Origin of the sequence: Lacinutrix jangbogonensis (assembly GCF_000797445.1) — a bacterium.
Lineage (GTDB): Bacteria > Bacteroidota > Bacteroidia > Flavobacteriales > Flavobacteriaceae > Lacinutrix > Lacinutrix jangbogonensis.
Genome location: NZ_JSWF01000019.1, coordinates 82,506 through 107,382, shown reverse-complemented (window position 1 = coordinate 107,382; position 24,877 = coordinate 82,506). Strand labels below are relative to the sequence as shown.

The following is a 24,877-nucleotide window of genomic DNA, read 5'->3' as shown; positions in this document are numbered from 1 at the left end:
ATAGTTTGTTTGCAAAGCTAAAGCGATTAAACCAATTTATAGACTAAATAATAATTATTTAAGATAGTTTACATAGCAATCGAATTAACATCTCCAACTTGTAAATTCTCCAAAAGGATATCTCCAACCCTAACTCTCACTAAGCGTAATGTTGGAAAACCAACGGCAGATGTCATTTTTCGTACTTGTCTAAATTTGCCTTCGGTAAGTGTAATAGAAACCCAAGAGATTGGACCATGACGCATATCTCGAATTTTTTTTGAGCGCTCAGGGAAGTTTGGTACTTCATTTAATTTATAAACCTTGCATGCTTTAGTTTGGTATTTCTTACCATCGAATCCTATTTCTACACCTTTTTGAAGTTCTAATATTTTGTCATCAGAAATATCTCCATCGACTAAGGCGTAGTATTCTTTTTCAATACCACTTGAGTTAATATGATTACTCAATTTTCCATCTGTAGTTAGTAATAGTAAACCTTCACTTTTTTCGTCTAGTCTACCTATAGGCATTGTGCCTGCTGGAAATTGACCTAACTCCCCTAAAAAACGTTTGCGTTTTTGCTTGTTAGCATTACTAGCAAATTGACTTAGCATTCCGTAAGGTTTGTATATTTTAAAATGTTGGTGCAATTATATTTTACTTATTGTCAGTTCGAGTGATTTGTTAGGCACTAACAAATTGTATCGAGAACTATTATTTTATATTTTTATTTAACCTGATTCTCGATACTATTCCTGATACTTCAGAATCACTCGAAGTGACAAAAGAAATTAGTTATCTCTTAATATTTTAAAAACCAAATCCTTTGTTAGTGTTTGTCCGTTAGCTTTTTCTCGAACAGCATCATAACTAAACCTAAAGTCGCAACCTGCTTTATATTCACTACAACCATACGCTGTTTTCCCTTTGATTACGGTTCCTTTATTACATTTCGGGCAACTATTGTCTTTGGAAGCACTCTGTGTTTCAACTTTACCTTTTTTTGGTTCAAATTTTAGTTTGAAATCCGTATCGAATCTAACCAGTCCTTCAGCAGAAGTGTTATTAATATTAAATCCTTTTAAATTTACTGTCGAACCTTTTTGAAATAGCCTTATATATTGTTTTTCGGAAATAGTTTTACCTTCAAATTTAAATGGAATCACAAAGTCGCAAGTCTTTTTAAATTCTGAACAACCATAAGCCGATTTGCCTTTTAGAATTGAACCATTATTACATTTCGGGCATTTCTCAGAGGTAATTCCTGAAGTAATTTTTGTTACTTTTTTAGTTGTCTTTTTTTTAGAATTAATTGGTTTATTATTTACTGCCGAAATATTAGCTTTCTTAGTTTCACTTCTAACTTCATAAACCAAACGGTCTACCATTTGTTTCATCTGCTTAATAAAACTTCCGGCACTAAACATGCCTTTTTCAATGTCTTTTAACTGCTTTTCCCATTTCCCTGTAAGTTCGGCAGATTTTAGTAATTCATTTTGAATGGTGTCAATTAACAGAATTCCTGTAACCGTTGGGATCACCTGCTTTTTATTCCTTTTTATATATTTTCTTCGGAATAAAGTTTCAATAATATTTGCTCGTGTAGAAGGGCGACCAATACCGTTTTCTTTCATAATCTCACGAAGCTCATCGTCATCAACCTGTTTTCCTGCAGTTTCCATAGCGCGTAGGAGCGTGGCTTCTGTAAATTGGTTTGGTGGCTTGGTTTGTTTTTCTAAAAATGAAGGTTGGTGTGGCCCTTTTTCGCCTTTCTCGAATGTTGGTAACATTCCTGCTTCCTTAGATGAAGAGTTAGGCGTTTCAAAAACAATACGCCATCCTTTTTCTAAAATCTCTTTTCCTGTAGTTTTAAACTTTACTTTTTCGGCTTTACCAATAACAGTGGTATTCGAGACTTTACAATCTGGATAAAACACAGCAATAAAACGACGCACAATAATATCGTAAACCTGTTGTTGATTGTATTGCAAATTCATTTGCTGTCCAGTTGGAATAATAGCATGGTGATCTGTTACTTTACTATCATCGAATACCTTTTTAGTTTTCTTTAATTTTTGTCCTTGCAGTGGCTGTGTTAAAGCAGCATACTTCGTTAAATTCTTTAATATTCCAGGAATTTTTGGATACACATCGTTTGGTAAAAAAGTAGTATCTACTCTTGGATAAGTAACTACTTTTTGCTCGTATAATTTTTGAACGATCTTTAAAGTTTCATCTGCAGAGAATCCAAATTTTGTATTACAGTAGACTTGTAACCCTGTTAAATCAAACAATCTTGGCGCATATTCATTTCCTGCTTTTTTTGTAGTAGAAACAATTTCGAAATCATGTTCTTTTACAATGGTTGCTAATTTCTCTCCATCTTCAACTTTAAGAAAACGACCTTCTTCAAAACTAAATAAAGTTTCGCGGTATAAGGTTTGTAATTCCCAATACGGTTGTGGTTTAAAGTTTTCAATGTCTTTAAAACGATTGACCAACATAGCTAGAGTAGGCGTTTGCACACGACCAACAGACAGTACTTGTTTGTAGCCACCATGTTTTACGGTATATAAGCGTGTTGCATTCATACCTAAAAGCCAATCTCCAATGGCACGAGAAAAACCTGCGTAATATAAATTATCATAATCTGCAGATGGTTTTAGATTTTTAAAACCTTCTTTAATAGCTTCTGTTGTAAGCGATGAGATCCAAAGTCTTTCAACCTTACCTTTATAATTCGCTTGGTTTAAAACCCAGCGTTGTATGAGTTCTCCTTCTTGTCCTGCATCACCACAATTTATTACAACATCTGCTTTATCGAATAAACTCTTTACAATTTTAAACTGTTTTCTAATACCAGCGTCTTTAGAAACTTTCGTTTCAAAACGCTCTGGAAGCATTGGTAAATTGTTTAAATCCCAACTTTTCCAATACGGCTTGTAATCGTTTGGTTCTTTAAGTGTGCAAAGGTGCCCAAAAGTATAAGTTACAGCATAACCATTGCCTTCGTAGTAGCCATCACGTTTAGTAGTGGCTCCAAGAACAGCAGCAATTTCTCTTGCTACAGATGGTTTTTCGGCGATGCAGACTTTCACTATATATACTTTAAATTAGGAATGCAAAATAGGAAATCCAAACGTTTGTTTAGTGTGAAGTTGTAGAGAGTTATTAACCGATTAACAATAAAAATTAATCATATAAAAAAAGACAACTATAGAATGAATAATTAATGAACCTTCATTCCATTTCCTGTTCTTTATCAACAGAATAGCGAAAGCATTAATAAACACAACAATTAATGCTATGATTATAGTTATGAACCAAAAAACTAATTTGAACTTAACTATTTCATAGTTCTCATTATCAAAAAAGGTCATTAAGAATAAATACATTATTAAAATAACAATGTAATATATTAAAGTGTGATAGATGCCTTTATTCAAAACGCTTAGATAGTATTATAGGTGCTTTAAACATTAACTTTAAAACATAGTATTTATGATTTTAAAGCATCGTTTATTTTAAACTTCATGCTTTCAATTCCTTTCCAAAGGTTAATTTTTTTTAGACTTGTTAATCAATTTGTAGACAAAAAATAAAGGGACTCATATAAAAAATCCTAAATTCCACGGAATTAAGTGATACTTTTCACAAAGTCAAACCATTAATTTAGTGCCTTATTTAACTTAACCTTAAAAAAAGAAGTTAATTTTTGAATGACATAAAAAGCAAAAAAACCAAATCCTATTCCTGCTATAATTCCAGAAAGACCACCAGAAATTAATGCTGTACTTAGCGTCCAAATTTTCATAGTTTCATGAATTGCATAAAAAAAGGAAAGGCCAACTGTTAATCCAACCACTGCTGATGTTGATACCAAAAAGGTTTTAAACCCTTTTGAGAAAGACTTATTATTTAAACCTACTAAAATAGATGCTGAAAGTATTCCAGCACCAATGAGTACAAAAATGATTAATAATACTAGAGCAGTCAATACAATTCCAGCTCCAATACAAACAAGAGCGAAAATTACAAGGAACAATAGCATAGGAGCGAAGTCGTCTTCATAGACTTCGTCTTGAGATACTAAATTATTTGATGTGTTTTGAATGTGTTGACTACTACTATTTTGTACCGAAACAAAGCAAGGAACTAGTGCACTTGTATTGAAATTGAGTTGCAGTAATACTAGCGTAAAAAAGAAGAGTTTCATTATAGTTTGTTTCGATAACGAAGATACTATTCGAATTTATCTTTGCAAACTAAAATGATCTTTTAGCGATCAAGATATTCCAATATTATCTTTTTAATTCAATAGAAAAATAATACTTTAAAGTTCGCAATGACCTATTATTTACGTTACTATTCACTCCCAAATTATTTTTATTTTCAATTACCTCTAACTAATCTTTTATAAGTTTTTACTTAAAATTAAAAAAATAATTGATTAATTAATATATTTAAAAGCTAGTTTTAATAAATTAGTAAAATAAAAATTGAAGTTAATATTTATTTATGGCGTTTCAAGAGACTTATATTGAAAAAACATTAGAGTTTTTTACAAAAAAAACACAGCATCAAGATCGTGCTGTTTTTTTAGAAAAAATAGTGATCTTTATTGGTGAGTTATTTCAATCTAATTATGTTATAATTAATGAATACTTAGAAGAAAATCCAAAGCAAACCAGAACAAAAGCGCTTTACAACCTAGAAAAAGGCATACTTCCTAATGTTGAATATGGTTTAGAAAATACACCTTGTCAAAACGTGATTTATTCAGAAGATTGTTGTGCGTACCCTGAAGGTGTACAGCTTCTTTTTCCTAAGGATAAAATGCTGTTCGATATGAATGCTGACAGTTATTTGGGAATTCCATTATTTGATTCTTCACAAAACAGAATTGGATTTATAGCGATTTTAGATTCTAAACCAATTGATGTAACTCATATAAACACAATAAAGTTAGTCTTAAAAACGGTAGCAATGAAGGTGTCTCAACTACTAGAAAGAGATATTTTTGAGAAAGGTCAGGAATTACAAATAGCTGAATTAAAGAAGGCAAATGATAAGGCAGAGGAAAATGAGTTGAGATTTAGAAAAGTTTTTGAAAAATCTAATGATGCCATTTGTATTGTTAAAAACAACAACTTTATAAATGTAAATCAATCGGCTTTAGATTATTTTGGATACGATATTCAAGACCAATTAATTGGTCCCGGTTTAGAATTAATCTCTCCAAAATATCAGCCTGATGGCGAATTATCCTCAGTGAAAGCGCAAAGAATGATTGCATTAGCTTTTTCTAAGGGTGTACATAATTTTGAATATGTTCATGAAAAATCGAATGGAAAACTAATTTACTCAGAAGTTACTATAACGATATTAAAAAACATTCCTGGTGATTTGCTTTTTTATTCTTTAGTTAGAGACATTTCGGAAAAACAATGGCTTAAAGAACGAGAAATCTCAAGAACAAAAATTCTAGATAAAATTACCCAAAACACACCATTAGATCACCTTTTAGAATATATAGTAAATAATGTTGAACGAGAAAATGAAGGTCATTTTTGTAGTATTTTATTGGTTAATGAGGACAGTAAAAGTTTAACAATAGGAGCCGCTCCTAGTTTTCCAGATTATATAAATAAAATTGTAGAAGGAACTCCTATAGGAGAAGGTATTGGTAGCTGTGGTACTTCTGCTCATAGAGGAGCTATGGTTATATCTGAGAATCTACAAACAGATCCTTTTTGGGAACCCTATAAAGCGATTACTTTAAAAGCAAATTTACATTCTTGTTGGTCGCAACCTATTATAAGTACTAAGGGCATTGTTTTAGGAACATTTGCTATTTATAAGTCTGAACCCAGTAAACCTAGTATTTACGATATAAAAAAGATAGAGTTTCTAGCCAATATTACTGGTATTGCTATAGAGCGAAGTGAAATGGCTAAAAGCCTGGTTTTAGCAAAAGAAAAAGCAGAAGAAAGCAACCGTTTAAAGTCCGCTTTTTTAGCCAATATGAGCCACGAAATTAGAACACCAATGAACGGTATTATTGGTTTCTCTGATCTTTTAAAAGAACCTGAAATATCCATTGAAGAACAACAAAATTATCTAAGAATTATTGACCAGAGTGGAAAACGAATGCTTAGTATAATAAACGATATTATTGATATTTCAAAAATAGAATCTGGACAGATGTCTGTTACTAAAACACCTACAGATATAAACAGTCTTTTAAAGTTTATACTAACATTTTTTAAGCCATTAGCTAAGGAAAAGAAACTTAAAATTAAGCTCATAAAAAAAGATGCAGTCTATCCTCTTATAGTAAATACCGACAAAGAGAAAGTCTATGCTGTTTTTACTAATCTTGTTAATAATGCGATAAAGTATAGTGACGAAGGAACAATATCATTTGGTTATACTTTAATAGACGAATCTATAGCGTTTTTTGTTAAAGATCAAGGTATTGGAATTGATAACAAAAATCATAAAGCCGTTTTTGAACGGTTTATAAGGGAAAGCAATGCAAATATAATGGCCGTTCAAGGCGCTGGTTTAGGTTTACCAATTTCTAAGGCTTATGTTAATATGCTTGGTGGAAAAATATGGGTAAATAGCAACAAAAAGAAAGGAATAACAGCTTCTTTTACAATTCCTAACCTATCTGTACTACCAAAAGAAATTAATAATTTAGACGTCATTATTTATAAAGATAGAGAGGATAATAAAAGAGGGAAACTAAAGTTTTTAATTGCTGAAGATGATAAGATTTCTGAATTATTGATAACTCTTTTAGTTAAAAACTATAGTCGTGAGATTCTTATTGCTAGAAACGGTAAAGAAGCTATAGAATTATGTAAACTACACAAAGACATAGACCTTGTGTTAATGGATGTTAATATGCCAGAATTAAATGGTTACGAAGCAGTGACTGCCATTAGAAAGTTTGATAAAAATTTAATTATTATTGCACAAACAGCTCATGCTTTAAACAATGATAAAGAAAAACTTATCAGTTTAGGTTTTAACGATTATCTAACAAAACCGATTAAAAAGGAAAGCTTACTTAAAAAGATAGATAATTATATCCCAATAACCATGACAATATAAAAGTAGTTGCATTTTCTATTTTGCATAAATTAAGATTATACACGTAAATAATCTTAATTATTCGTTGTTGTTTTATAGAAAATTATAATCATAAAGTCACAATAAAACATTTAGTAATCTCACCATTATCATTCTTTAACCATAACATTGGAGAATAGCCTTCAGCTCTAAAAATAGAGAGTTCCGGTAGTATTTCATCATGTGTTTTCCAGTTTACATTTGGAGTCACATCTAATAACCAATCTGTTTTTTTTGGTTTATAAAATTTGAAATCTTTAAAATTTGCCAATTCAGAATACTTAAAATAAAAGCCATAAATACATTCTGGGTTTAATGTTTTAAGTTGAATAGTCTTACCGTAAGGCACAAAAATCTGTCCTTTAAAATATATTTTTTGGATACAGTCGTCAGCCTTTAAATTTAAACCATCCAATAAAGGCTTCGTTTCGTTAGCAAAGAGTAGTGGTAATTGCTTTTTTTTGAGCTTTTTAAGTTTTTCGATTAAACTATCACGACGCATTGGTCCAATGCAATGGTCAATTTCGGTTTCGCCAAGCGATTCATCGTACAAGTAAAATTTAAATTGTATTTCTAAATGTACAGGCTGTTCTCCATCTAAATATAAACAGTCCAATTCTCCAAGGGTTTGATTAGTTTCAGTTTGTATTTGTGGATTTTCGCATAAAATGGTAATGTTCTCATTTTGAATGAGCTCAGTCGTAACAAAACGTTCCACACGTTGTCCAAGTCGTATTCTTTCTAATCCTAAACCGTCAAAAACAGGAGTGTTTTGCTTAGGAATTAATAGAGGTTGCATTTCTAAAACAGGCTCTAGAAATAGATGTGGTGTATTGTAGAATCCGCCAAATTGCGCTTGTAAATTATCTGAGATATCTTTCATATTGAAACGCGAAAGTAATCATTTCAAAAATTTTTAAATATTATTCGTAGAAAGCCTTTAATTCGTTGTATTTTTGCACATCGCAAATTTGAAAACAAGTTAATGAAGGTTACAGCTTTAGAATTAGAAGAAAGACAAGAAGGCAAGAGTTTATATAGCTACCAAAAAGGCGCAATTGATAAGATTTTTACGTGTTTTGAAGATGCTCCAGAAGATTATCATTTACTTTATCAACTACCAACTGGTGGTGGGAAAACGGTTATTTTCTCCGAAATTGTTCGTCAATATTTAAAGCATCACAAAAAGCAAGTGTTGGTGATGACACATAGAATTGAGCTTTGTAAGCAAACCTCTAATATGCTTTCTGAATTTGGAGTTACCAATAAAATTGTAGATTCTAAAGCAGATTTAAGTGATCAAGGTGATTTTAATTGCTTTGTTGCCATGGTAGAAACGCTTAATAACCGTTTAACTGATAATAAGCTTGATATTAGTGATATTGGTTTAATAATTATTGATGAAGCGCATTACAACTCATTTACGAAATTATTTAAATTCTTTGAAAAATCTTTTATTTTAGGCGTAACGGCAACACCTTTAAGTAGTAATATAAACCTTCCAATGAAGGACAATTACAACGAGTTAATAGTTGGTGAAACGATACATTCTTTAATTGAAAATGAGTTTTTAGCACGTGCAGAAGTGTATTCTTACAATGTAGGTTTAACCTCTTTAATTGTTGGAGCAAATGGTGATTATACTGTAAAATCTTCTGAAGATTTATATACAAATACAGACATGCTTACCAAGCTTGTTCAGTCTTACGAAGAGCGTTGTAAAGGCAGAAAAACATTAATATTTAATAATGGTATTAACACGTCTTTACATGTTTACGACACCTTTAGACGCGCAGGATACCCTGTAGCTCACTTAGATAATAATAACACTAAAAAAGAGCGTAAAGCCATTTTAAAATGGTTTAAAGAAACACCTGATGCCATCTTAACTTCGGTAAGTATTTTAACTACTGGTTTCGATGAGCCAACAGTAGATTGTATTATATTAAATAGAGCCACGAAATCACTGACTTTATATTACCAAATGATTGGTCGTGGATCGCGTATTTTAAAAAGTAAGAATAAATTTACTGTTATAGATTTAGGAAACAACCTGCATCGTTTTGGACCTTGGGGAAGTGACTTAGATTGGCACAAAATATTTAGATCTCCAAACTTTTACCTTGATGGTATTTTAAGTGATGAAGATTTAGAAGAAAACTTTAGATACGAAATGCCAGACGAGCTTCGTGCAGAGTTTGCAAAATCTGAAGATGTCTATTTCAACATTAAGGCCATGTATATTCAATCGGTAAGAGAAGGAGATTCGTCTAAAGTAATATTAGAACGTTCTATTGTTCACCATGCAAAAATATGTATTGAGAATAGTGAAGATTTATGGGATGCTTTAGGTTTGGCTAAGATGCTAAAAGACGACATAGATTATCGCATACAACGGTATACAAAGTGTATTAGTAAAAGTACGTTTAACTTTGTAGAATGGTTAAAAGACGATTATAAAAAGAAATTGAACGCCTATTTACGTACTAATTTTGATGAAGTTTTCGAGGAAATTAATGGATTTCCACCTGAGGAATAGTAATAAATTTGGCAGTATTCAGTCTTCAGTAGGAGTTGCTTACTCGAATGTGATTCAGTTAAAAAAATAAAGTAGGCCGTGAACAGTCTTAAGTATGCATTAGCTTACTCAAGCGCATAACAAACTAAAGTCTAACGACTATAAACTAGAGACTAATATGACTTTCAAAGACTTAGGATTACATAACGATTATATAAAGTCGCTTAAGGAATTAGGGATTAAAACACCAACTGATATTCAAGAACAAGCGATTCCTGTATTAATAAAATCTAAAACAGACTTTGTAGGCTTAGCGCAAACAGGAACTGGAAAAACTGCTGCTTATGGCCTACCAGCTTTACATAAAGTAGATGCTAGTAAAAACGCAGTTCAAGGACTTATTATAGCTCCAACACGTGAGTTAGTGCAGCAAATTAAAAAGCAACTCTTTAAGTTCACGAAATACAATACCAAAAAGATATTTGTTGAAGGTGTTTATGGCGGTGAAAAAATTGACATTCAAATTCGTAATTTAAAGCGCCCAACACACATTATAGTTGCAACTCCCGGTCGTTTAGTTGATTTATTAGATAAAAAAATCATTGATTTAACACATATTAATACTTTAATTTTAGACGAAGCAGATGAGATGCTAAGTATGGGTTTTAAAAAAGATTTAAATCTTATTTTGGATGCTACTACTAAAAGCGCTCGTAATACGTGGTTGTTTTCTGCAACGATGCCAGACGATCTTAAAAACATTGTATCTCGCTATATTTCTAAAGATGCTGCTCGCGTAGAAATTGACAGAGAGAGTATTGTAAATGCTAATATTTCGCATCATTTTGTTAAATCATCTATTGTAGATAAAGCACATACGGTTATGCGTTTATTAGAAGATAGAGAAGAGGAACGTGGTATTATTTTCTGTAGAACAAAAGCAGGAACACAAGCTTTAAAGCAGCAGTTACAAAAGGAAAACTTTAATGTAGATGCCCTAGAAGGTGACATGACACAGAAAGAACGCGACAAAGTAATGCGTGCTTTTAAGAATACTAATCTACAGATATTAATCTCTACAGATGTTTCTGCTCGTGGTATAGACGTTAATAATTTAGCTTTTATTATACACCACCAATTGCCAGAGCACATAGAATATTACACACACAGAAGTGGCCGAACTGCTAGAGCGGGTAAAAAAGGACAATCTATTGCTTTAGTACTACCAAGTGAGCTTCAAAAAGTGGCTGATGTAGAAAAGGCTTTGGGTATTAAAATCAAGGAACTTACGCTATAATTATGATGTCTCAGTTTACTGAAAGTATCACTTCAAATTACACGCCTAAACGCTTAGCAACCAAGTTAAACGCTAAGGGAGAACAGTTTGTTTTACAAGGGCATCCCTGGTTGTTTAGTGATAATATTACTAAAATTAATGAGGCGGCTAAAAGTGGTGATTTAGCAATTATCTTCGGAAAAAATAAAAACAAAGTTATTGGTCTTGGTTTATATGATGGAAATTCTCCTATTCGTATAAAAATGCTACATAGCGGAAATACTGCTGCAACTATAAATGCTGAATTCTTTAACACTAAAATTGAAGTAGCTTTTGCTAAACGCGAAACTTTACTGCAAACAAACACGAATAGTTACCGCCTTTTATTTGGTGAAAACGATGGTTTTCCTGGACTCATTGCAGATGTGTATGCGCATGTATTAGTGGTAAAAATATATTCTGAAATCTGGATTCCATATTTAGAATCTATTTTAGAAAGCTTACAGACGGTTTCTAATGCTGAAACTATAGTTATTAGACTGAGTAGAAGTTTAGAACAGTCAAAACTTCATAAGCTACAGAATGGAGAAGTTGTTTATGGCATTCTTAAGACTGAAGTTGTTGAGTTTGTAGAACATGACGTTAACTTTTCGGCAAATGTTATTAAAGGTCATAAAACTGGATATTTTCTAGATCACAGAGCCAATAGAAAACAAGTAGGCGCGTGGAGTAAAGGAAAAACAGTATTAGATGTCTTTAGTTATGCTGGCGGATTTTCGGTTCATGCGCTTGCAAACGGCGCAAAAGAGGTTACCAGTTTAGATATTAGCAAACAGGCCTTGCAAATAGCCGTTTTAAATGGAAAGTTGAATCCCTATTCTGGAACACATAAAACGATTGCAGATGATGCATTTGTTGTTATGAAGCAGATGATTAAAGACAAACAAACCTTTGATGTTGTGGTTATCGATCCACCAAGTTTTGCAAAACAACAAAGTGAAATAGAATTAGCAAAAAAGAAATATGCGCAATTAGCCCAATTAGGAGTAAAACTTACTGCTAAAAAAGGTTTACTGGTTTTAGCTTCGTGCTCTTCGCGTGTTTTAGCGGACACCTTTTTCGATATTAATACTCAGGTTTTAAATGAAAGTAGTCGAACGTCAGAATGTATCTTAAAAACGTATCATGATAGCGATCACCCTATTGGTTTTCCTGAAGGCGCGTATTTAAAATGTGGTTATTATCGCTTTGATGGTAATAAGTAAGTAGGCAATATTCAGTTTGCGCTGTTCAGTTGTACTCAAACTTATAAAAAGGAGCTTCGCGATTAACGTAAATCATCCCAATTTTTCTTTAATAAATCTCATCGTCCTTCAGTTTAAAGAAAGAGGCTAAACTCTAGCGACATTGTGTGAAGGAGGAACTTTCCTGAATTGAGATAAAATTGAACAGATTACCACGCTTTTTTTTAATGAAAAAGCTCGTCATGACTATTATTCCATTAGACAATTACGAACAAGAAAAAAGCCACTCGGTAGAGCAGCTTTAATTCAATGTTTTTTATTTATCTTAATTAGTGTGTTTGCATTGTGCTTTTTCGTTTTTCTAATTGTCTTTCTAGTGCAGTAATGACTTCAGCTGCGCTTTTATGGAAAGAATCGCTTGTTGTTTCGGCAAACAATCTAGGTCCAGGAGCACTAAGTCTAATTGAGGTTTTCATTTTTGAATTTCTAGTTGCAGTGTTTTCTGTTTTTAAAAAAACGTCTGCACGCACTATAAATTCGTATTTATTAAATAATTTATCTAGTTTTCCTTTAACGTAAGTTTCCAATTCTTGACTTGCTGTTACGCCATCGTATTCATAGTTCACTGTCATATATTAATGTTTTAAGTTGTACTTAAAGATACAAAAAACTGTAATAAATAGAATAATTTTAACCTAAAATTATAAATTTAATTCCAAATCTAAAAAATAATTTCTTTGTGTTATTATATCTGTTTCATATATAAAACCTGATAATAATCTAACTATCAATGGATAATAAACTGGTTTTCGATATCTATAGTCATTCCTATTTTAACGTATTTAAAAATAAAAAATAATTAGATCACTAGGTCATTTGAAAAATTAAATTCACTGCTATTAATAATTGCGTATTAATTCAAATTTTTTAGATCTTAAAATTGTAATTTTGTTTCAGCTTCTTAAACGATTAATACTGAATTAGAAATGAGTAAAAATTCTAAAAACATATACATAATTGGCGCTGGAATAAGCGGTTTAATTACTGCTTTAGAACTAGAGAAAGCTGGCTTTAGTCCAACTATTATTGAAGCTAGTGCTTCTGTTGGTGGACGCGTAAAAACAGAAACTATTAATGGTTATGTGCTAGATCGTGGTTTTCAAGTATTATTGGAGTCTTACCCAAAGGCTATTAAGCATTTAGATTATACTGATTTAGACTTACAAGAGTTAGTGCCTGGTGCTGTTATTTATAGTAATGGAAAGCAACAAACTATTGGTGATCCCTTGCGTAATCTAGCATTGTTATTACCAACTTTAACCTCTAATGTTGGTTCTATAAAAGATAAATTATCCATTTATAAATTGAATTTAGCCCTAAAGAAAAAAACTATTGATGCTATTTTTAATGACAAGAATAACACTACAACTTTAGAATATTTAAAAACCAAAGGATTCTCTGATACTATTATAAATCATTTTTTTAGACCCTTTTTTGCTGGTATCTTTTTAGAAACAGAACTGCAGACACCAAGTAAACTATTTGAGTTTATCTATAAAATGTTTGGCGAAGGTTTAGCTGTTATTCCAAAAGACGGTATTCAAGCGATACCAAATCAGCTAAAAGCAAAATTAAAAAACACGACTTTCTTATTCAATTCGCCAGTAAATAAGGTAGAGGAGAAACGCATTATACTAAACGATGGTACTGTCATTGAAAGCGATATTACCGTAATTGCTACCGAAAGCGCTAAACTATTGCATACTAATACTACAATAGACTGGAAATCTTGTGACACTTTATATTTCACTGTTGAAAATGATACACTAAAGAAACCTATTATTGGTTTACTAGCAGACGCTAGTAGTATAATTAACAACATCTTTTTTACAACAAGTATAAAAAATAATAACACAAATAAAGACGCTGTGTTATCGGTTACTATTGTTAAAAGTCATGATTTAACCGAAAAAGAACTCATAAAAAAAGTAACACTAGAGCTTGATACCATTTGCAGCATTAAAACGAAACAATTTATAAAACGCTATCAAATTAAACGTGCGTTACCGAATTTAAAGTCGGTTAAATATGCAACAGATGGCAAAGCTTTAAAACATTCTGAAACTATTTATTTAGCAGGAGATCACACTTTAAATGGATCGTTAAACGCGGCAATGACGAGTGGAGAAGACGTTGTAAAACAGATAGTATCTAAGTTTAACTAAACGGCATATTCTTTTAAAAGTGCTAATGATACATAGTCTAAAGCAATGGCATGCGTGGCGTTTAAATCTATTGGAGGAGCTACATTTGCTTTTTCGGCTTCTTTCCACCGTGAAACACATAAACACCATTTATCACCAGGTTTAAGGCCTGGAAAATTCCATTGTGGTATTGCAGTTATCAAATTATTTCCTTTAGATAAAGAATAGTTTAAAAATGCTTCAGTTACAACAGCACAAACAACATGAGTACCAAAATCGTCGGGAGTTGTATTACAAAATCCATCTCGTAAATAACCAGTCATAGGATTACAAGAACAATTTTCTAGAGGTTCGCCTAGAACGTTTAGTGTGGCTTTTGACATTAATTTATTCCATTTTAATTTATCTCGTAAAGATAGTGGTAATCGCGATTATTATAATACTTGATCCGTATTAAATGAAGGGCATTATTAGTAAAACATTATAAATAGATGTAGAGCAACGCAATCTATATTTTATTAGATTTACGATTTATAAAATGCAAAAAAAAGTTATGAATACAAAGGCTTATACGAGATATCCGAAAAAACCTAAGGGAAATCTTTGGAAGAACGAGAAAAGTAATTGGTAATCGAACGCTAGTGTTATTTGTAATTTATTTTTCTATTGTCATGCAATGATATGTTAGAAGCTACTATGGAATTGTTAAACCAATGCTTAATAGAATTGAATACATTGTTTTATAATTTACATTAAGTAGTGGTGATTTAAAATATTCTATTTTACATAATATTAATTATAGTACAAATTACATGTTATATAATTTGGTATCTATAATTAAATATTATGTAAAATATCCCAAAGTGTTTTTGTTTTCATAAGTAGCAATAGAACTTGGGTGTTTTAACATTATTATTTTACTTATTGTTACAATTTAACCTTTTCTGTAATTTTAATATTCTGTACAATGGTTCAACATTTTTCAAATTCGCGATTCTCAACAAACATCATAACTAGCGAATTTGTACTATAATTAGTCGTTATGTAAAATTGCCGCTGCCTTTGCGCTCGATTGCTTTTTTTAAATAATTTATGCTATCGCATTAAATTTTTAAAAACACAATTTCCAACCGCATTGCCAGCGCCAAAAAAAAGCTAGTTTTTAGATGTTATCATAATTCTCGTAGCTTGATGTTTATAGGTGATATTTTTTTCTACGAGATTCTCGTGAATTGCCACAAGAGTATAATTATTTAAAGGAATGTATTTAAAACCAATCATCCACTGGATAATCGATTTTAAATAATCTATACACTTGTTCTATTTTATCTATTATATTTTATTTTCTTGATTATTTTTACTATATTATATTATAGCTTGAAAAGCAAGCTTTAGTAAAAAGTATAACTAGCGACGACCTAAACACAATATGAGCACAATAATTTCAATTATTGTATTGCTTTTAGGTACGTTGAAAATTGTGAAAGCAATTCTAGAAGTACTTAACGAAGTTTTACAAGCAACAAAATCTATCCTCGAATTAATTAATAAAGAGTAATAGATATCTAATTTTAGATAAAAACACCATTCTTTTAAAGAGTGGTGTTTTTATTTAAATTAATTTTTCTGATGCTCTATTTTACATAATGTTTAGAACTAACAATTAAAGATTGTCAATAATATTCTCTAAAGCATATTTACTTAACTCTGGAATTGCATTTGTAAATACGCTTATTTCCCAATTAGATAAATGCGCTAACATTACGTCATTACTTATAAATATAGTATTAGGGTTTAAAAATACTGTTGATGGAATTAGATATAAAACTTTCACTTTGATCTCAATTAAAAGAATTAAACCAATTAAAAGTTTATTATTTAATTCGCCTAAATCTTGTTTTAAAATTTTAATACTTCTTTCTGTATCAAAATCAATTGATTTAAAAAATAATTGATAAGTATTACCTTTTAAAGACTCTATAATAAAGTCTTCGCCTTCACTCCCGCTTTTATTGTCTGAAACTTTAATTTGAGCTTTTAAAAGCTCTGATTTCATAAATTCTAAAGTATTTCTATTAACTAGTTTCATAAGTTGACAATATAAGGTTTTATGTTTGGAACCTTTTAATTGTAATAAAACCTTAGTGGTAATTTTTGACATCGTAACAGATGTACCAGCCTAATAATCTAAATTATCAAACAATTGGATAATACTAAATTAGATAACTCAAAAAAAACGGTTGATTTAATTAAATCTATACTAGAATTAATTTTAATCATATTAAAAATTATTTCAATACTAAACTAAGTAATTGAAAATCAAGGATTAAAAGATAAGTAGAAAAACGCTTATCTTTTTTTCTTGATAAAAAAAGAAACAAAAAAATCAAGACTTCACATAGTTTTGGAAACAATTACGGCTCGTTACGCTATATTTTAGGAAAGTTCTGAACTGATTAAAATTGCTTTGAAGTTATTTTATATTCTCAACTTTTAAGAGGCTTTATTGCTAAACCCCTAAAATATGTACGCTCCACTCACCTATTGTTTTACCAAAATTCTATGAGGTCAAATTCGCGAATACTATTGAGAATTATTCTTTCTCTGGAAAATCAATTTTAATATTATACTTATCCAAAATTTCTAAAAACTTTTTATCTTTATAAAACTCTGCATAAATGCATTCTTCATCATCATCAATAACTTCTTGAAACACTTCACTATTTAACCCAAAAGTAAATGCAAGTTCTAAATTCTTATAAAACTCTCGTTTATTTCCTAAATGTACATGTATTTCAGCTAAAGTAGTAGTAGATGAGAAACTTTGAGGGTTTATTTCAAGAGCTTTGTAAATATAATCAAGAGCTATATCATATTTCCCCATTTTTCTATATGAATCTGAAATAGAGTTATATCCATTATCATAATCAGGATGAAATTTAATTAAATCTTTCTCATATTTCAAAGCGACACCTAATTTATCATTATTATGATAAATTAATCCCATTTGAATTAAAGAACCTAAATGTTTCTTATTCTTTTTCAAAATATCTAAAAATATAATCTCTGCTTCATCAAGTTGGTCAATATTTTTGTAGGTTAAACCTTTTAAATATAAATAATCCAAATTGCTTGGGTTTATTTTTAAAGCTTTCTTAATAGTAGAAAGGCATTTTTGATAATCTCCATTGTCAAAATAAACATTGGCTAAATCAAAATAAGCCTGATTAGACTTAGGGTTTAATTCAATTGCATTTTTAAGTAATTTAATCTTTGTCGATTTATTTGAGGTAACTCTAGCTTGTTCGATTAGAACTTTTGTTTTTCTTAATGTACTAAACTTTTCTCTTTCCGTTTCAGACAATACATCTCTAGTCAACTCTTGAAATAATTCTAGATAATCTATTGCAATCGGAGGTTTATTACTGTCCAAATTTTGCTTATCATGCTCGTAACCTATCTTAAACTTCTCTTCAAGCTCCAATTCTGGGTCTGAATGGATTAAAAATATTTTTTCAAGTTTAAAATTACTATTTTTATTAATCTTTAAGTAATTGTTTATCTCTCTAAAAGCATGGTTTTTAGCATTCTGTACTCTGAATTTTTCTTTTGGTTCCGAAGAATATGGAACTCTTGATAAAACGACATTTAATTTTGGAATACCTTGAATAAAGGTGTTTTCTGGAATTGTTAATGTATTAATTATCTGTTTTGTTCCTTCTAAATTTTCTTTATTGTTAGCAGCCATCAATACCACTTCATCAGCTAGTACAGACATTGTTATGCCAGAGATATCGGTTATTCCTGTTCTAGAATCAATTAAAAGAAAATCCGGATTAAGCTCTTTTTTTATTCTTTCTTTCAAATCAATAAATAAAGCAATTCCCTGACTGTTTTCCTCATAAAAAAGCTCGTTCCATTTAATTGATGAAAGTTTTCTCCAATATTCTTTTGATTCAGTATTTCCTGCTGCAATTAAGTCTATGTCTTGTAAATTTATATTTTGAAATTTAACTTTAGTAACATAATCCAATAAAGTTTCTGGACGAGAATTAAATTCCGAAAATTCATATATATAATCAACAATCCCTTTTTTAATAATTGGGTTTTGAATACTTTTTCTGAATTTATGATGTAATCCAGGAGCTTCTAAATCGAAATCTAACAAACAAACTTTTTTACCAAATTCAGAAAGTCTTTTAGCTATATTAGACAAAGCAAGTGTTCTACCAACTCCACCTTTATAAGAATAAAATGTTATTGTTTTCATCTTTAACTTAATTGTACATTTAATACCATACCATTATTTCTTACTCTATTTGAGTATAAATCAATACATTGTGTAATAGCATCATTAAAATCAAATTGATATAATTCAGTTTTTTTTATTATAACCTTTTCTTCTTTTAACAACTCATAATGTGTGTTTAGAATATCTTGATTTATACCTAAAAATTTTGATAGATTTCGAATCATTACTTTTGATAATCCTCTCTTTTTATTTAATACTTCTGAAACAACACCTTTACTTCCAATAATATCAATTAGATCTTTTTGTATTAAATCCATATAATTCATTTTTAATTTAATTATTTCAATTGGATCTCCTTTGTCTAATTGGTAATTTTCAGTTTCATAATCTGTGATAAGTTTTTCTAATAATTCAAATTCATCTATTAAATTTTCATCATTTTCAAAATCAGGATTATCTCCAGTTTTTTCCAACTGTAAGATTGCTTCTTGATATTCTTTTTCTGATTTTATTAATTTGATAGCCATGGTCAACTGGTTTTATAAGAAATTGTTTATTGTATATTGTTTATTAGTTAGGCATATTTTGTCATAGTCTTTATGAGTTCCTATCCAACAGAGATATAGTCTTGTTTTTTTTAGTTTTGGATGAAATCGATATTTTGCTATTATTCTTAAATTATTACCTCTTATATCAAAAACTACTCTTTCACATGATTCACCTTTAAAATTTGGAAGAATATCGATAGCTTTAGTTCCAAATTCTTCAACTATATCAAGAGGTTTAGTCCAGTCACATTGTTTTACGATTGTAGCCCATGCTTCAATTGCTTTTTTATACTGAGGGTTTCCTTTTAAAAATTCCGCCAAGTGTCTAACGGAAATAATATGAATCATTCGCTCTCATGGTTTTGACAAATATACAATAAGTTCTCAAAACGAGAACTTATATTAAATAATTAACAAAAAACTTAACACATATATCCATTCCACACACATTCCACTACTCTCCTATCGTCGTTTCGTAAAAAGAGTGTTCCATTAACATCGTATAAAAACAATTTAGAAGAAAAAAATAAAGAAAATGTAGAAATTTAACTTCGCTTTTACCAAAGCAAAGTTACATAACGCAGAACATTATAGTACAAATTCATTTCATTAATTGTGATAGCTATAATTAAATATTATGTAAAATATCCCAAAGTGTTTTTGTTTTCATAAGTAGCTATAGAACTTGGGTGTTTTAACATTATCATTTTACTTATTGTTACAATTTAATCTTTTGCGTAATTTTAATATTCTGTACAATTGTTCAAGTTTTTTCAAATTCGCGATTCTAAAGAAGCTTCAGAACTAGCGAATTTGTACTATAATTAGTCGTTATGTAAAATTGCCACTGCAATTGCGCTCGATTGCTTTTTAAAATTTAAATGCTATGGCATTTATTTTAAACACAATTTCCAACCGCATTGCCAGCGCCAAAAAAAAGCTAGTTTTTAGATGTTATCATAATTCTCGTAGCTTGATGTTTATAGGTGATATTTTTTTCTACGAGATTCTCGTGAATTGCCACAAGAACTTAAATTTTTGAAAATAAAAATTCTAAGCACTTGTTCTATTTAGAACTCCTTTTAATGTTTTATTTCTGTTTTCATTAGAAATTCTATTTTACATAATAATTTTAGTCTTTAGAATTTCAATCAATTCTTTAGAACCATATTTATAGATGTCATTAATATTTAGGACAGTTACTTTATTATAATACTTATTACCAAAAAGGGCTTTAATAGCTTTTAAATGCTTGTTTTCCATAACAAACACGTTGATGCTAAATCCAATTGTTCTTCGCTTATATAGTTTGTTCCAAGCTTATTACACGTTTCTTATTAGTTCCAGCAGAATCAAAAGATAAATCAGGATAATGTTTACTAAAATAATCGTCAGCAGTCTTTGAACGGTCTTTATTAGCGGAACAAACAAATAATATACTTTTCATAACTAAAGCTTTACATTTTCTAAAGCATACTTGCTCAATTCTGGTATTGCATTTGTAAATACACTAATTTCCCAATTAGATAAATGCGCTAACATTACGTCATTACTAATAAATATAGTATTTGGGTTTAAAAAGACTGTTGATGGAATTAGATATAAAACTTTCGCTTCGCTCTCAATTAAAAGAACTAAACCAATTAAAAGGTTTTCTTTTAGTTCGCCTAAATCTTGTTTTGGAATTTTGATATTTCTTTCTTTATCGAAATCAATAGATTTAAAGAATAATTGATACTGTTTGCTATTATTAGTCTTGTTATTAAAGTCCACTGCTTCTCTCCCACTTTCATTTTGATTCTGCTCCGTAGATTCTCATTAATGAATCTCTTAATCTTATTGGTGTTTGTTCTGTTTCCCAAATAGTGTCTAAAACTGCAATAAAATTTTCAGTACTATCAATACTTGTTTCGGTTTGTTTTGATTTGTTCTTGTTTGTACAAGAGATTGTTATTAGTAAAAAGAGTATAAATATAAATCTCATCTTTAATTCTAAGTTAGTTGATTTGTTCAGGTTTCGTAATGAATGCCAACAACGTATACAATTTTGTTCAAAGCATAGAGAACCGTTTTTCTTTATGTTAAAATCTATACCCTATTCGTAAGTGCATATTTAATTCGAATTCACTTTTGTCCTTTGAATAACCAGCTCGTTTAGCAAATGTGTGACTAAATCCTGCACCAAGACCTGCTTCAAAATTAAAATGTTCTCCTAAATTTCTTCTAATTCCCCAAGTTGGTATTATAGAGAAATCACTTACTACAGGAGCATTGTCAGTATTGAACAGGACAAACCAATCTGGATGATACCCCATTTTTAAAGCAATAAAATTGCCACTATTTCCATCAATTCGTTTTGAGTTCTCTGAACGTTTTTTGAGGTTGTAATAGAATCTTGGCTCAACAAGTATAACAGGAGCCAGCAGAAATGGAGAATCATAATCATCATAAAAAGTAGTTTCCCATATACCAAAATCAAAACCAATCTCTATTCTTAATGCTATGGTATTTGATAGTTTTACTTCATTATATGCCCAGATTCCTAAAACTCCAGTTTGTAATCCGTATGTTGATTTTTCTACACTTGTGTTTTGAGATTTGGCGATTAAAGTTAGTCCGCACAAAAGTAAGGTCAATAAGGTTTTTTTCATGATTCTCAGTTTAAATATTATTATTCATAATTTATATTAAAGCTTAAAACCAGCTAAATCCTAATCCTACATTAAAGATTGTTGCATCTCTATGTGCATCTCCATCTAATAACGCACGACCAATAACTAATTTGGATTGAACATTAAGAACAAAGTTTTTCTTTTTGTAAATTTCGTAACCTGTACTTGCCATAACAGCGAAACCAAGGTTCCAATCATCATTTACATTGTCTTTAATATCATATAGTGCTGGCGAATCTATTGCTAAGCCAAGTCCGCCATGAATCTACCAACTATCTTTTACCCAATATTAAACAGATGGAATTATACCTCCAAAATGTCTGTCGTTATCCTGAAATTCGTATATATTTCCTGGCATAGAAACAGTAATAGCGAACTTTTCATTTAGCATATAGCCTAACTTTAAATCTGGAAAAACGAACGTTCCTTGAGATGTGTCGAAGGTTTGAATACCTGCACTATCTTCTAGACCTATAACACCTCCACCTACAACAAATTCAAAGATAAAACCATCTCTTTGTGTTGTTGTTTCTGTATTTGTGTTTTGTGCATATGTTATAGTAGATAATAATGTAAAAGCTACACAAGCCACTCTTAATAAAATTTGTTTTTTGACTGTTTTCATTTTAATTGATTTCATAATTGTTCGTTTTTTGATTGTTTAAATTGATGTTTACTTTTCTATATTAAATTTTTTGTTATTTCTGTTTTTTTACTTTTCTGAAAACCTTTTTTGATTTTCAAGCATTTCAAGGAATTTTGTTTTCTCCACTTTTCCAATAGCGTAATCAATTACTTTTCCTTCAGGATTAATAAAAATGGTTGTTGGTGTTGCACCAATATTATATTGTTTTACTAGTGCTTCAGAATTCGGGTTATCAATATTAATCTCAACTGATACAACTTTCGAATTAATAGCTTTCATAATTTCGTTATCAGCAAAAACTTTACGCTTCATAATGCGACAAGGTGAACACCATTCCGCAGTAAAGAATACCATAATGTTTTTGTCAGAATTGTTGGTAAGTCTTTGAGCAGATTTAATGTCATTTGTCCAAGTAATATCATTTGAGGGTGCATAAAATGAGTACCATGCAAACCAAAGAGAAACTACAAGAAAGGTAAGCCAGAAAAATCGCCAAAAAGGATGCGATTTCTTTTTAGAACTGTTTTTTTTATTATTCATTTTTTTGTTTTTTTAATATTTTATACATTCTTTTATTAATGATTTCTGATAAGTTCCAATTGTAAAGTTTAGGATCAGTAGTGTTGTAGAAAGCAACAATTACAGCACCAATATCCTTGTAATATTTTGCAAAACTCTGGTATCCTGGAACCCAACCAGAATGTTCATACTGGTAAATGGAGGAATAGATTTCTTGCTCATCATCATCAAACACAGATCCATCATTTAAAGCTCTAAGGAAAATACCGACGTCTTCTGCAGTAGCAAGCATTCCATGATCATCTGTTTTTAAATCATCTATATGCCCTACATGATAACCACTCATTACATGCTCTAGATTTACTTCTTTTAAAGAACCAAAAGTGTTGTTAAGGTTCAACGGAATTAGTACTTTTTCTTGAATGTATTGAAAATTTTTATAGCCTAACACATTGTCCATTATTTTATTGATTAACAAGTAGTTAGTGTTGCAATATTCATAACCTTCACCAGGTTCAAAATTGGCAGGTTTGCCTTTAATTAATGCAATACTTTCATCAAAATTTTCTGTTGGGTTTGCCCAAAAATTAGGCGCATCTGTAAAGTTTGGCATTCCGCTTTTATGCTGAATCATTACCCGTAACGTAATCTTCTCTGCATTATCGATAACACCTACTAGTTCTGGAAAATAATCTGCAACTGTTTTATCTAAAGAAAGTCTCCCGTTACTTACCAATTTGGTAACAGCAACAGCATCGTACAACTTACTAATACTCGCTATTTTAAAAAGCGCTTCAGGTTTAGCCGGTATTTTAGATTCGCGATTATGCCAACCGGAAGCAAAATATTGAGGTTCTTGATCTGATTGGTCTACATAAACAATCATTCCCTCGAAATCATAATTAGTAATCGCCTCATCTAATTGTTCCTGAACTGAATTTGGTAGTGGCAGTCCCCAAGCTTTTACTAAAGTCCATGGAACGAATGTTAAAGAAAATATGCTGGCAAGAATAAATAGTAATTTAAGCATCTGTTTTGTTCGTTTTTTTGTCATGATATGATAGTTTTTAGATTGTTTTACTTATTGTGATTTTCTTTTTTCAGGCTACAATACACTTCTTAAGTACATCAAAAGTAAAACAATACATTCCTCTAAAATCAAGCATTATTTTAATTTGTGTTTTGTAATTCAGTAAAAGTTTTTTTCAATCTTTCAATTGATTCAATAGCATTTGTATACGCCTCTTGGTTTTGTGCTATAGTCGTCATTCTGGTCAAAACCATATTTTCAAAATAAATATCTTTTCCATAGTTTTCAGAAGAAACACCCATAGTTCTAAATTTAACTTTTGGCATTAAAAAATTCTCGTAATAGGCTTCAATTGCTTGTTGTTCTGAAGACTCCAATTTTTCAATAGGATTGAATGTTTCGTATGTTTCAGAGATAGCGTTACGTAAATTTAAATTATCAAATAGTTTTAAATCACCAGAAAATTTCAAATTTTCATAGGTTATCATTACTGGATAAAACTTTTTAGAAACAATTAGGAAAAAAGATTTAGTCGATAATTTTGGGTTATCATATTCTTTATTTAATAATAATTTGAATATCGTATTTAACTCTTTGAGCATTTGCTTAGCCTCGTTATCTAAAAAGGTTAACTTTTTTAAATTACGATCTGCTTCGTCATTTAATTGAATAATGTATGAGTTACGCAGCTCTACTTTTTTTTCACTATTTGAATGTTCATTGATAGCTAATGCAATAAGGATACCTACTATAACCAAAATAATTTCTCCTGTTGCATAGGCTAAATAGACTCCAAATTTATTCTGAGTGATCATTTTTAGTCTATTTTTTCTAAATAATTTTATC

25 protein-coding genes are annotated in these 24,877 nt (G+C 30.3%); 6 read left to right on the top strand and 19 right to left on the bottom strand.

Annotated elements, in window-relative coordinates; translation table 11 throughout:
• Window positions 1–68: 68 nt before the first annotated feature.
• From RH82_RS04485 to RH82_RS04475, 3 genes are all read right to left on the bottom strand, one after another.
• Window positions 69–632 carry a pseudouridine synthase gene (locus RH82_RS04485; protein ID WP_034058452.1) on the bottom strand — a complete coding sequence of 188 codons (564 nt, stop codon included), beginning with the start codon at window positions 630–632 and terminating at the stop codon, window positions 69–71.
• Window positions 633–773: 141 nt separating this feature from the next.
• Complete coding sequence (locus tag RH82_RS04480; RefSeq protein WP_034058450.1) at window positions 774–3,080, bottom strand: type IA DNA topoisomerase; 2,307 nt, start codon at window positions 3,078–3,080, stop codon at window positions 774–776.
• 569 nt (window positions 3,081–3,649) lie between these two features.
• Window positions 3,650–4,198 carry a hypothetical protein gene (locus RH82_RS04475; protein ID WP_034058447.1) on the bottom strand — a complete coding sequence of 183 codons (549 nt, stop codon included), beginning with the start codon at window positions 4,196–4,198 and terminating at the stop codon, window positions 3,650–3,652.
• Window positions 4,199–4,500: 302 nt separating this feature from the next.
• Between RH82_RS04475 and RH82_RS17685 the strand changes: the two genes are divergently transcribed.
• The gene (locus RH82_RS17685; RefSeq protein WP_052158210.1) at window positions 4,501–7,104 is read left to right on the top strand and encodes a hybrid sensor histidine kinase/response regulator; all 2,604 of its coding nucleotides are present in this window, start codon (window positions 4,501–4,503) and stop codon (window positions 7,102–7,104) included.
• Between the two features lie 88 nt (window positions 7,105–7,192).
• Here RH82_RS17685 and RH82_RS04465 read toward each other — a convergent pair whose 3' ends face one another.
• Entirely contained in the window at window positions 7,193–8,005 is an 813-nt protein-coding gene (locus RH82_RS04465) for a DUF1853 family protein (protein WP_034058446.1), read from the bottom strand.
• Between the two features lie 102 nt (window positions 8,006–8,107).
• Between RH82_RS04465 and RH82_RS04460 the strand changes: the two genes are divergently transcribed.
• The 3 genes from RH82_RS04460 (at window position 8,108) to RH82_RS04450 (ending at window position 12,181) form a co-directional block, all read left to right on the top strand.
• A complete protein-coding gene (locus RH82_RS04460; RefSeq protein ID WP_034058443.1) occupies window positions 8,108–9,661 on the top strand; it encodes a DEAD/DEAH box helicase in 1,554 nt (517 codons plus the stop codon).
• Between the two features lie 157 nt (window positions 9,662–9,818).
• A complete protein-coding gene (locus RH82_RS04455; protein ID WP_034058441.1) occupies window positions 9,819–10,937 on the top strand; it encodes a DEAD/DEAH box helicase in 1,119 nt (372 codons plus the stop codon).
• A gap of 2 nt (window positions 10,938–10,939) precedes the next feature.
• Window positions 10,940–12,181 carry a class I SAM-dependent rRNA methyltransferase gene (locus tag RH82_RS04450; RefSeq protein ID WP_316930896.1) on the top strand — a complete coding sequence of 414 codons (1,242 nt, stop codon included), beginning with the start codon at window positions 10,940–10,942 and terminating at the stop codon, window positions 12,179–12,181.
• Between the two features lie 308 nt (window positions 12,182–12,489).
• Here the strand turns inward: RH82_RS04450 and hpf are convergent, their stop codons facing one another.
• A complete protein-coding gene (hpf, locus tag RH82_RS04445; RefSeq protein WP_034058439.1) occupies window positions 12,490–12,792 on the bottom strand; it encodes a ribosome hibernation-promoting factor, HPF/YfiA family in 303 nt (100 codons plus the stop codon).
• 354 nt (window positions 12,793–13,146) lie between these two features.
• Here hpf and RH82_RS04440 point away from each other — a divergent pair, with 354 nt between their 5' ends.
• A complete protein-coding gene (locus RH82_RS04440) occupies window positions 13,147–14,385 on the top strand; it encodes a protoporphyrinogen/coproporphyrinogen oxidase (protein ID WP_034058438.1) in 1,239 nt (412 codons plus the stop codon).
• Here the strand turns inward: RH82_RS04440 and RH82_RS04435 are convergent.
• A complete protein-coding gene (locus RH82_RS04435; RefSeq protein ID WP_034058436.1) occupies window positions 14,382–14,747 on the bottom strand; it encodes a DUF2237 family protein in 366 nt (121 codons plus the stop codon). The two genes, RH82_RS04440 and RH82_RS04435, sit on opposite strands and share 4 nt — an antisense overlap.
• 1,046 nt (window positions 14,748–15,793) lie before the next feature.
• Here RH82_RS04435 and RH82_RS18990 point away from each other — a divergent pair.
• Window positions 15,794–15,922: a hypothetical protein gene (locus tag RH82_RS18990; protein ID WP_262494842.1), complete on the top strand. Its 129-nt coding sequence runs from the start codon at window positions 15,794–15,796 to the stop codon at window positions 15,920–15,922.
• 105 nt (window positions 15,923–16,027) lie between these two features.
• Here RH82_RS18990 and RH82_RS04430 read toward each other — a convergent pair whose 3' ends face one another.
• The 13 genes from RH82_RS04430 to RH82_RS04375 all read right to left on the bottom strand — a co-directional run bounded on the left by RH82_RS04430 (window position 16,028) and on the right by RH82_RS04375 (window position 24,846).
• Window positions 16,028–16,453, bottom strand: coding sequence for a hypothetical protein (locus RH82_RS04430; RefSeq protein WP_156112412.1), 426 nt, complete (start codon window positions 16,451–16,453; stop codon window positions 16,028–16,030).
• Window positions 16,454–16,957: 504 nt separating this feature from the next.
• Window positions 16,958–18,634, bottom strand: coding sequence for a KGGVGR-motif variant AAA ATPase (locus RH82_RS17680; RefSeq protein WP_052158209.1), 1,677 nt, complete (start codon window positions 18,632–18,634; stop codon window positions 16,958–16,960).
• Between the two features lie 2 nt (window positions 18,635–18,636).
• Window positions 18,637–19,143, bottom strand: a complete 507-nt coding sequence (locus RH82_RS04420; RefSeq protein WP_052158208.1) for a helix-turn-helix domain-containing protein — start codon at window positions 19,141–19,143, stop codon at window positions 18,637–18,639.
• A 12-nt stretch (window positions 19,144–19,155) separates the two neighbouring features.
• Window positions 19,156–19,512: a type II toxin-antitoxin system HigB family toxin gene (locus RH82_RS04415; protein WP_034058431.1), complete on the bottom strand. Its 357-nt coding sequence runs from the start codon at window positions 19,510–19,512 to the stop codon at window positions 19,156–19,158.
• Window positions 19,513–20,283: 771 nt separating this feature from the next.
• Window positions 20,284–20,427, bottom strand: a complete 144-nt coding sequence (locus RH82_RS18660) for a hypothetical protein (RefSeq protein ID WP_206420409.1) — start codon at window positions 20,425–20,427, stop codon at window positions 20,284–20,286.
• Between the two features lie 186 nt (window positions 20,428–20,613).
• Entirely contained in the window at window positions 20,614–20,937 is a 324-nt protein-coding gene (locus RH82_RS04405) for a hypothetical protein (protein ID WP_034058430.1), read from the bottom strand.
• Window positions 20,938–20,953: 16 nt separating this feature from the next.
• Complete coding sequence (locus tag RH82_RS04400) at window positions 20,954–21,148, bottom strand: hypothetical protein (protein WP_034058428.1); 195 nt, start codon at window positions 21,146–21,148, stop codon at window positions 20,954–20,956.
• A gap of 97 nt (window positions 21,149–21,245) precedes the next feature.
• Window positions 21,246–21,815 carry a hypothetical protein gene (locus tag RH82_RS04395; RefSeq protein WP_034058426.1) on the bottom strand — a complete coding sequence of 190 codons (570 nt, stop codon included), beginning with the start codon at window positions 21,813–21,815 and terminating at the stop codon, window positions 21,246–21,248.
• A gap of 43 nt (window positions 21,816–21,858) precedes the next feature.
• Window positions 21,859–22,008 carry a hypothetical protein gene (locus RH82_RS18770; protein WP_241148006.1) on the bottom strand — a complete coding sequence of 50 codons (150 nt, stop codon included), beginning with the start codon at window positions 22,006–22,008 and terminating at the stop codon, window positions 21,859–21,861.
• 117 nt (window positions 22,009–22,125) lie between these two features.
• A complete protein-coding gene (locus RH82_RS18765) occupies window positions 22,126–22,476 on the bottom strand; it encodes a hypothetical protein (RefSeq protein ID WP_241148005.1) in 351 nt (116 codons plus the stop codon).
• A gap of 72 nt (window positions 22,477–22,548) precedes the next feature.
• Complete coding sequence (locus RH82_RS04385; protein WP_034058424.1) at window positions 22,549–23,022, bottom strand: thioredoxin family protein; 474 nt, start codon at window positions 23,020–23,022, stop codon at window positions 22,549–22,551.
• Window positions 23,015–24,055 carry a serine hydrolase domain-containing protein gene (locus RH82_RS04380; protein ID WP_034058422.1) on the bottom strand — a complete coding sequence of 347 codons (1,041 nt, stop codon included), beginning with the start codon at window positions 24,053–24,055 and terminating at the stop codon, window positions 23,015–23,017. The genes RH82_RS04385 and RH82_RS04380 overlap by 8 nt, the downstream gene beginning before the upstream one ends.
• Window positions 24,056–24,171: 116 nt before the next feature.
• Window positions 24,172–24,846 (bottom strand): hypothetical protein, encoded by a 675-nt coding sequence (locus RH82_RS04375; RefSeq protein WP_241148004.1) that lies wholly within the window; start codon window positions 24,844–24,846, stop codon window positions 24,172–24,174.
• Window positions 24,847–24,877: the final 31 nt, after the last annotated feature.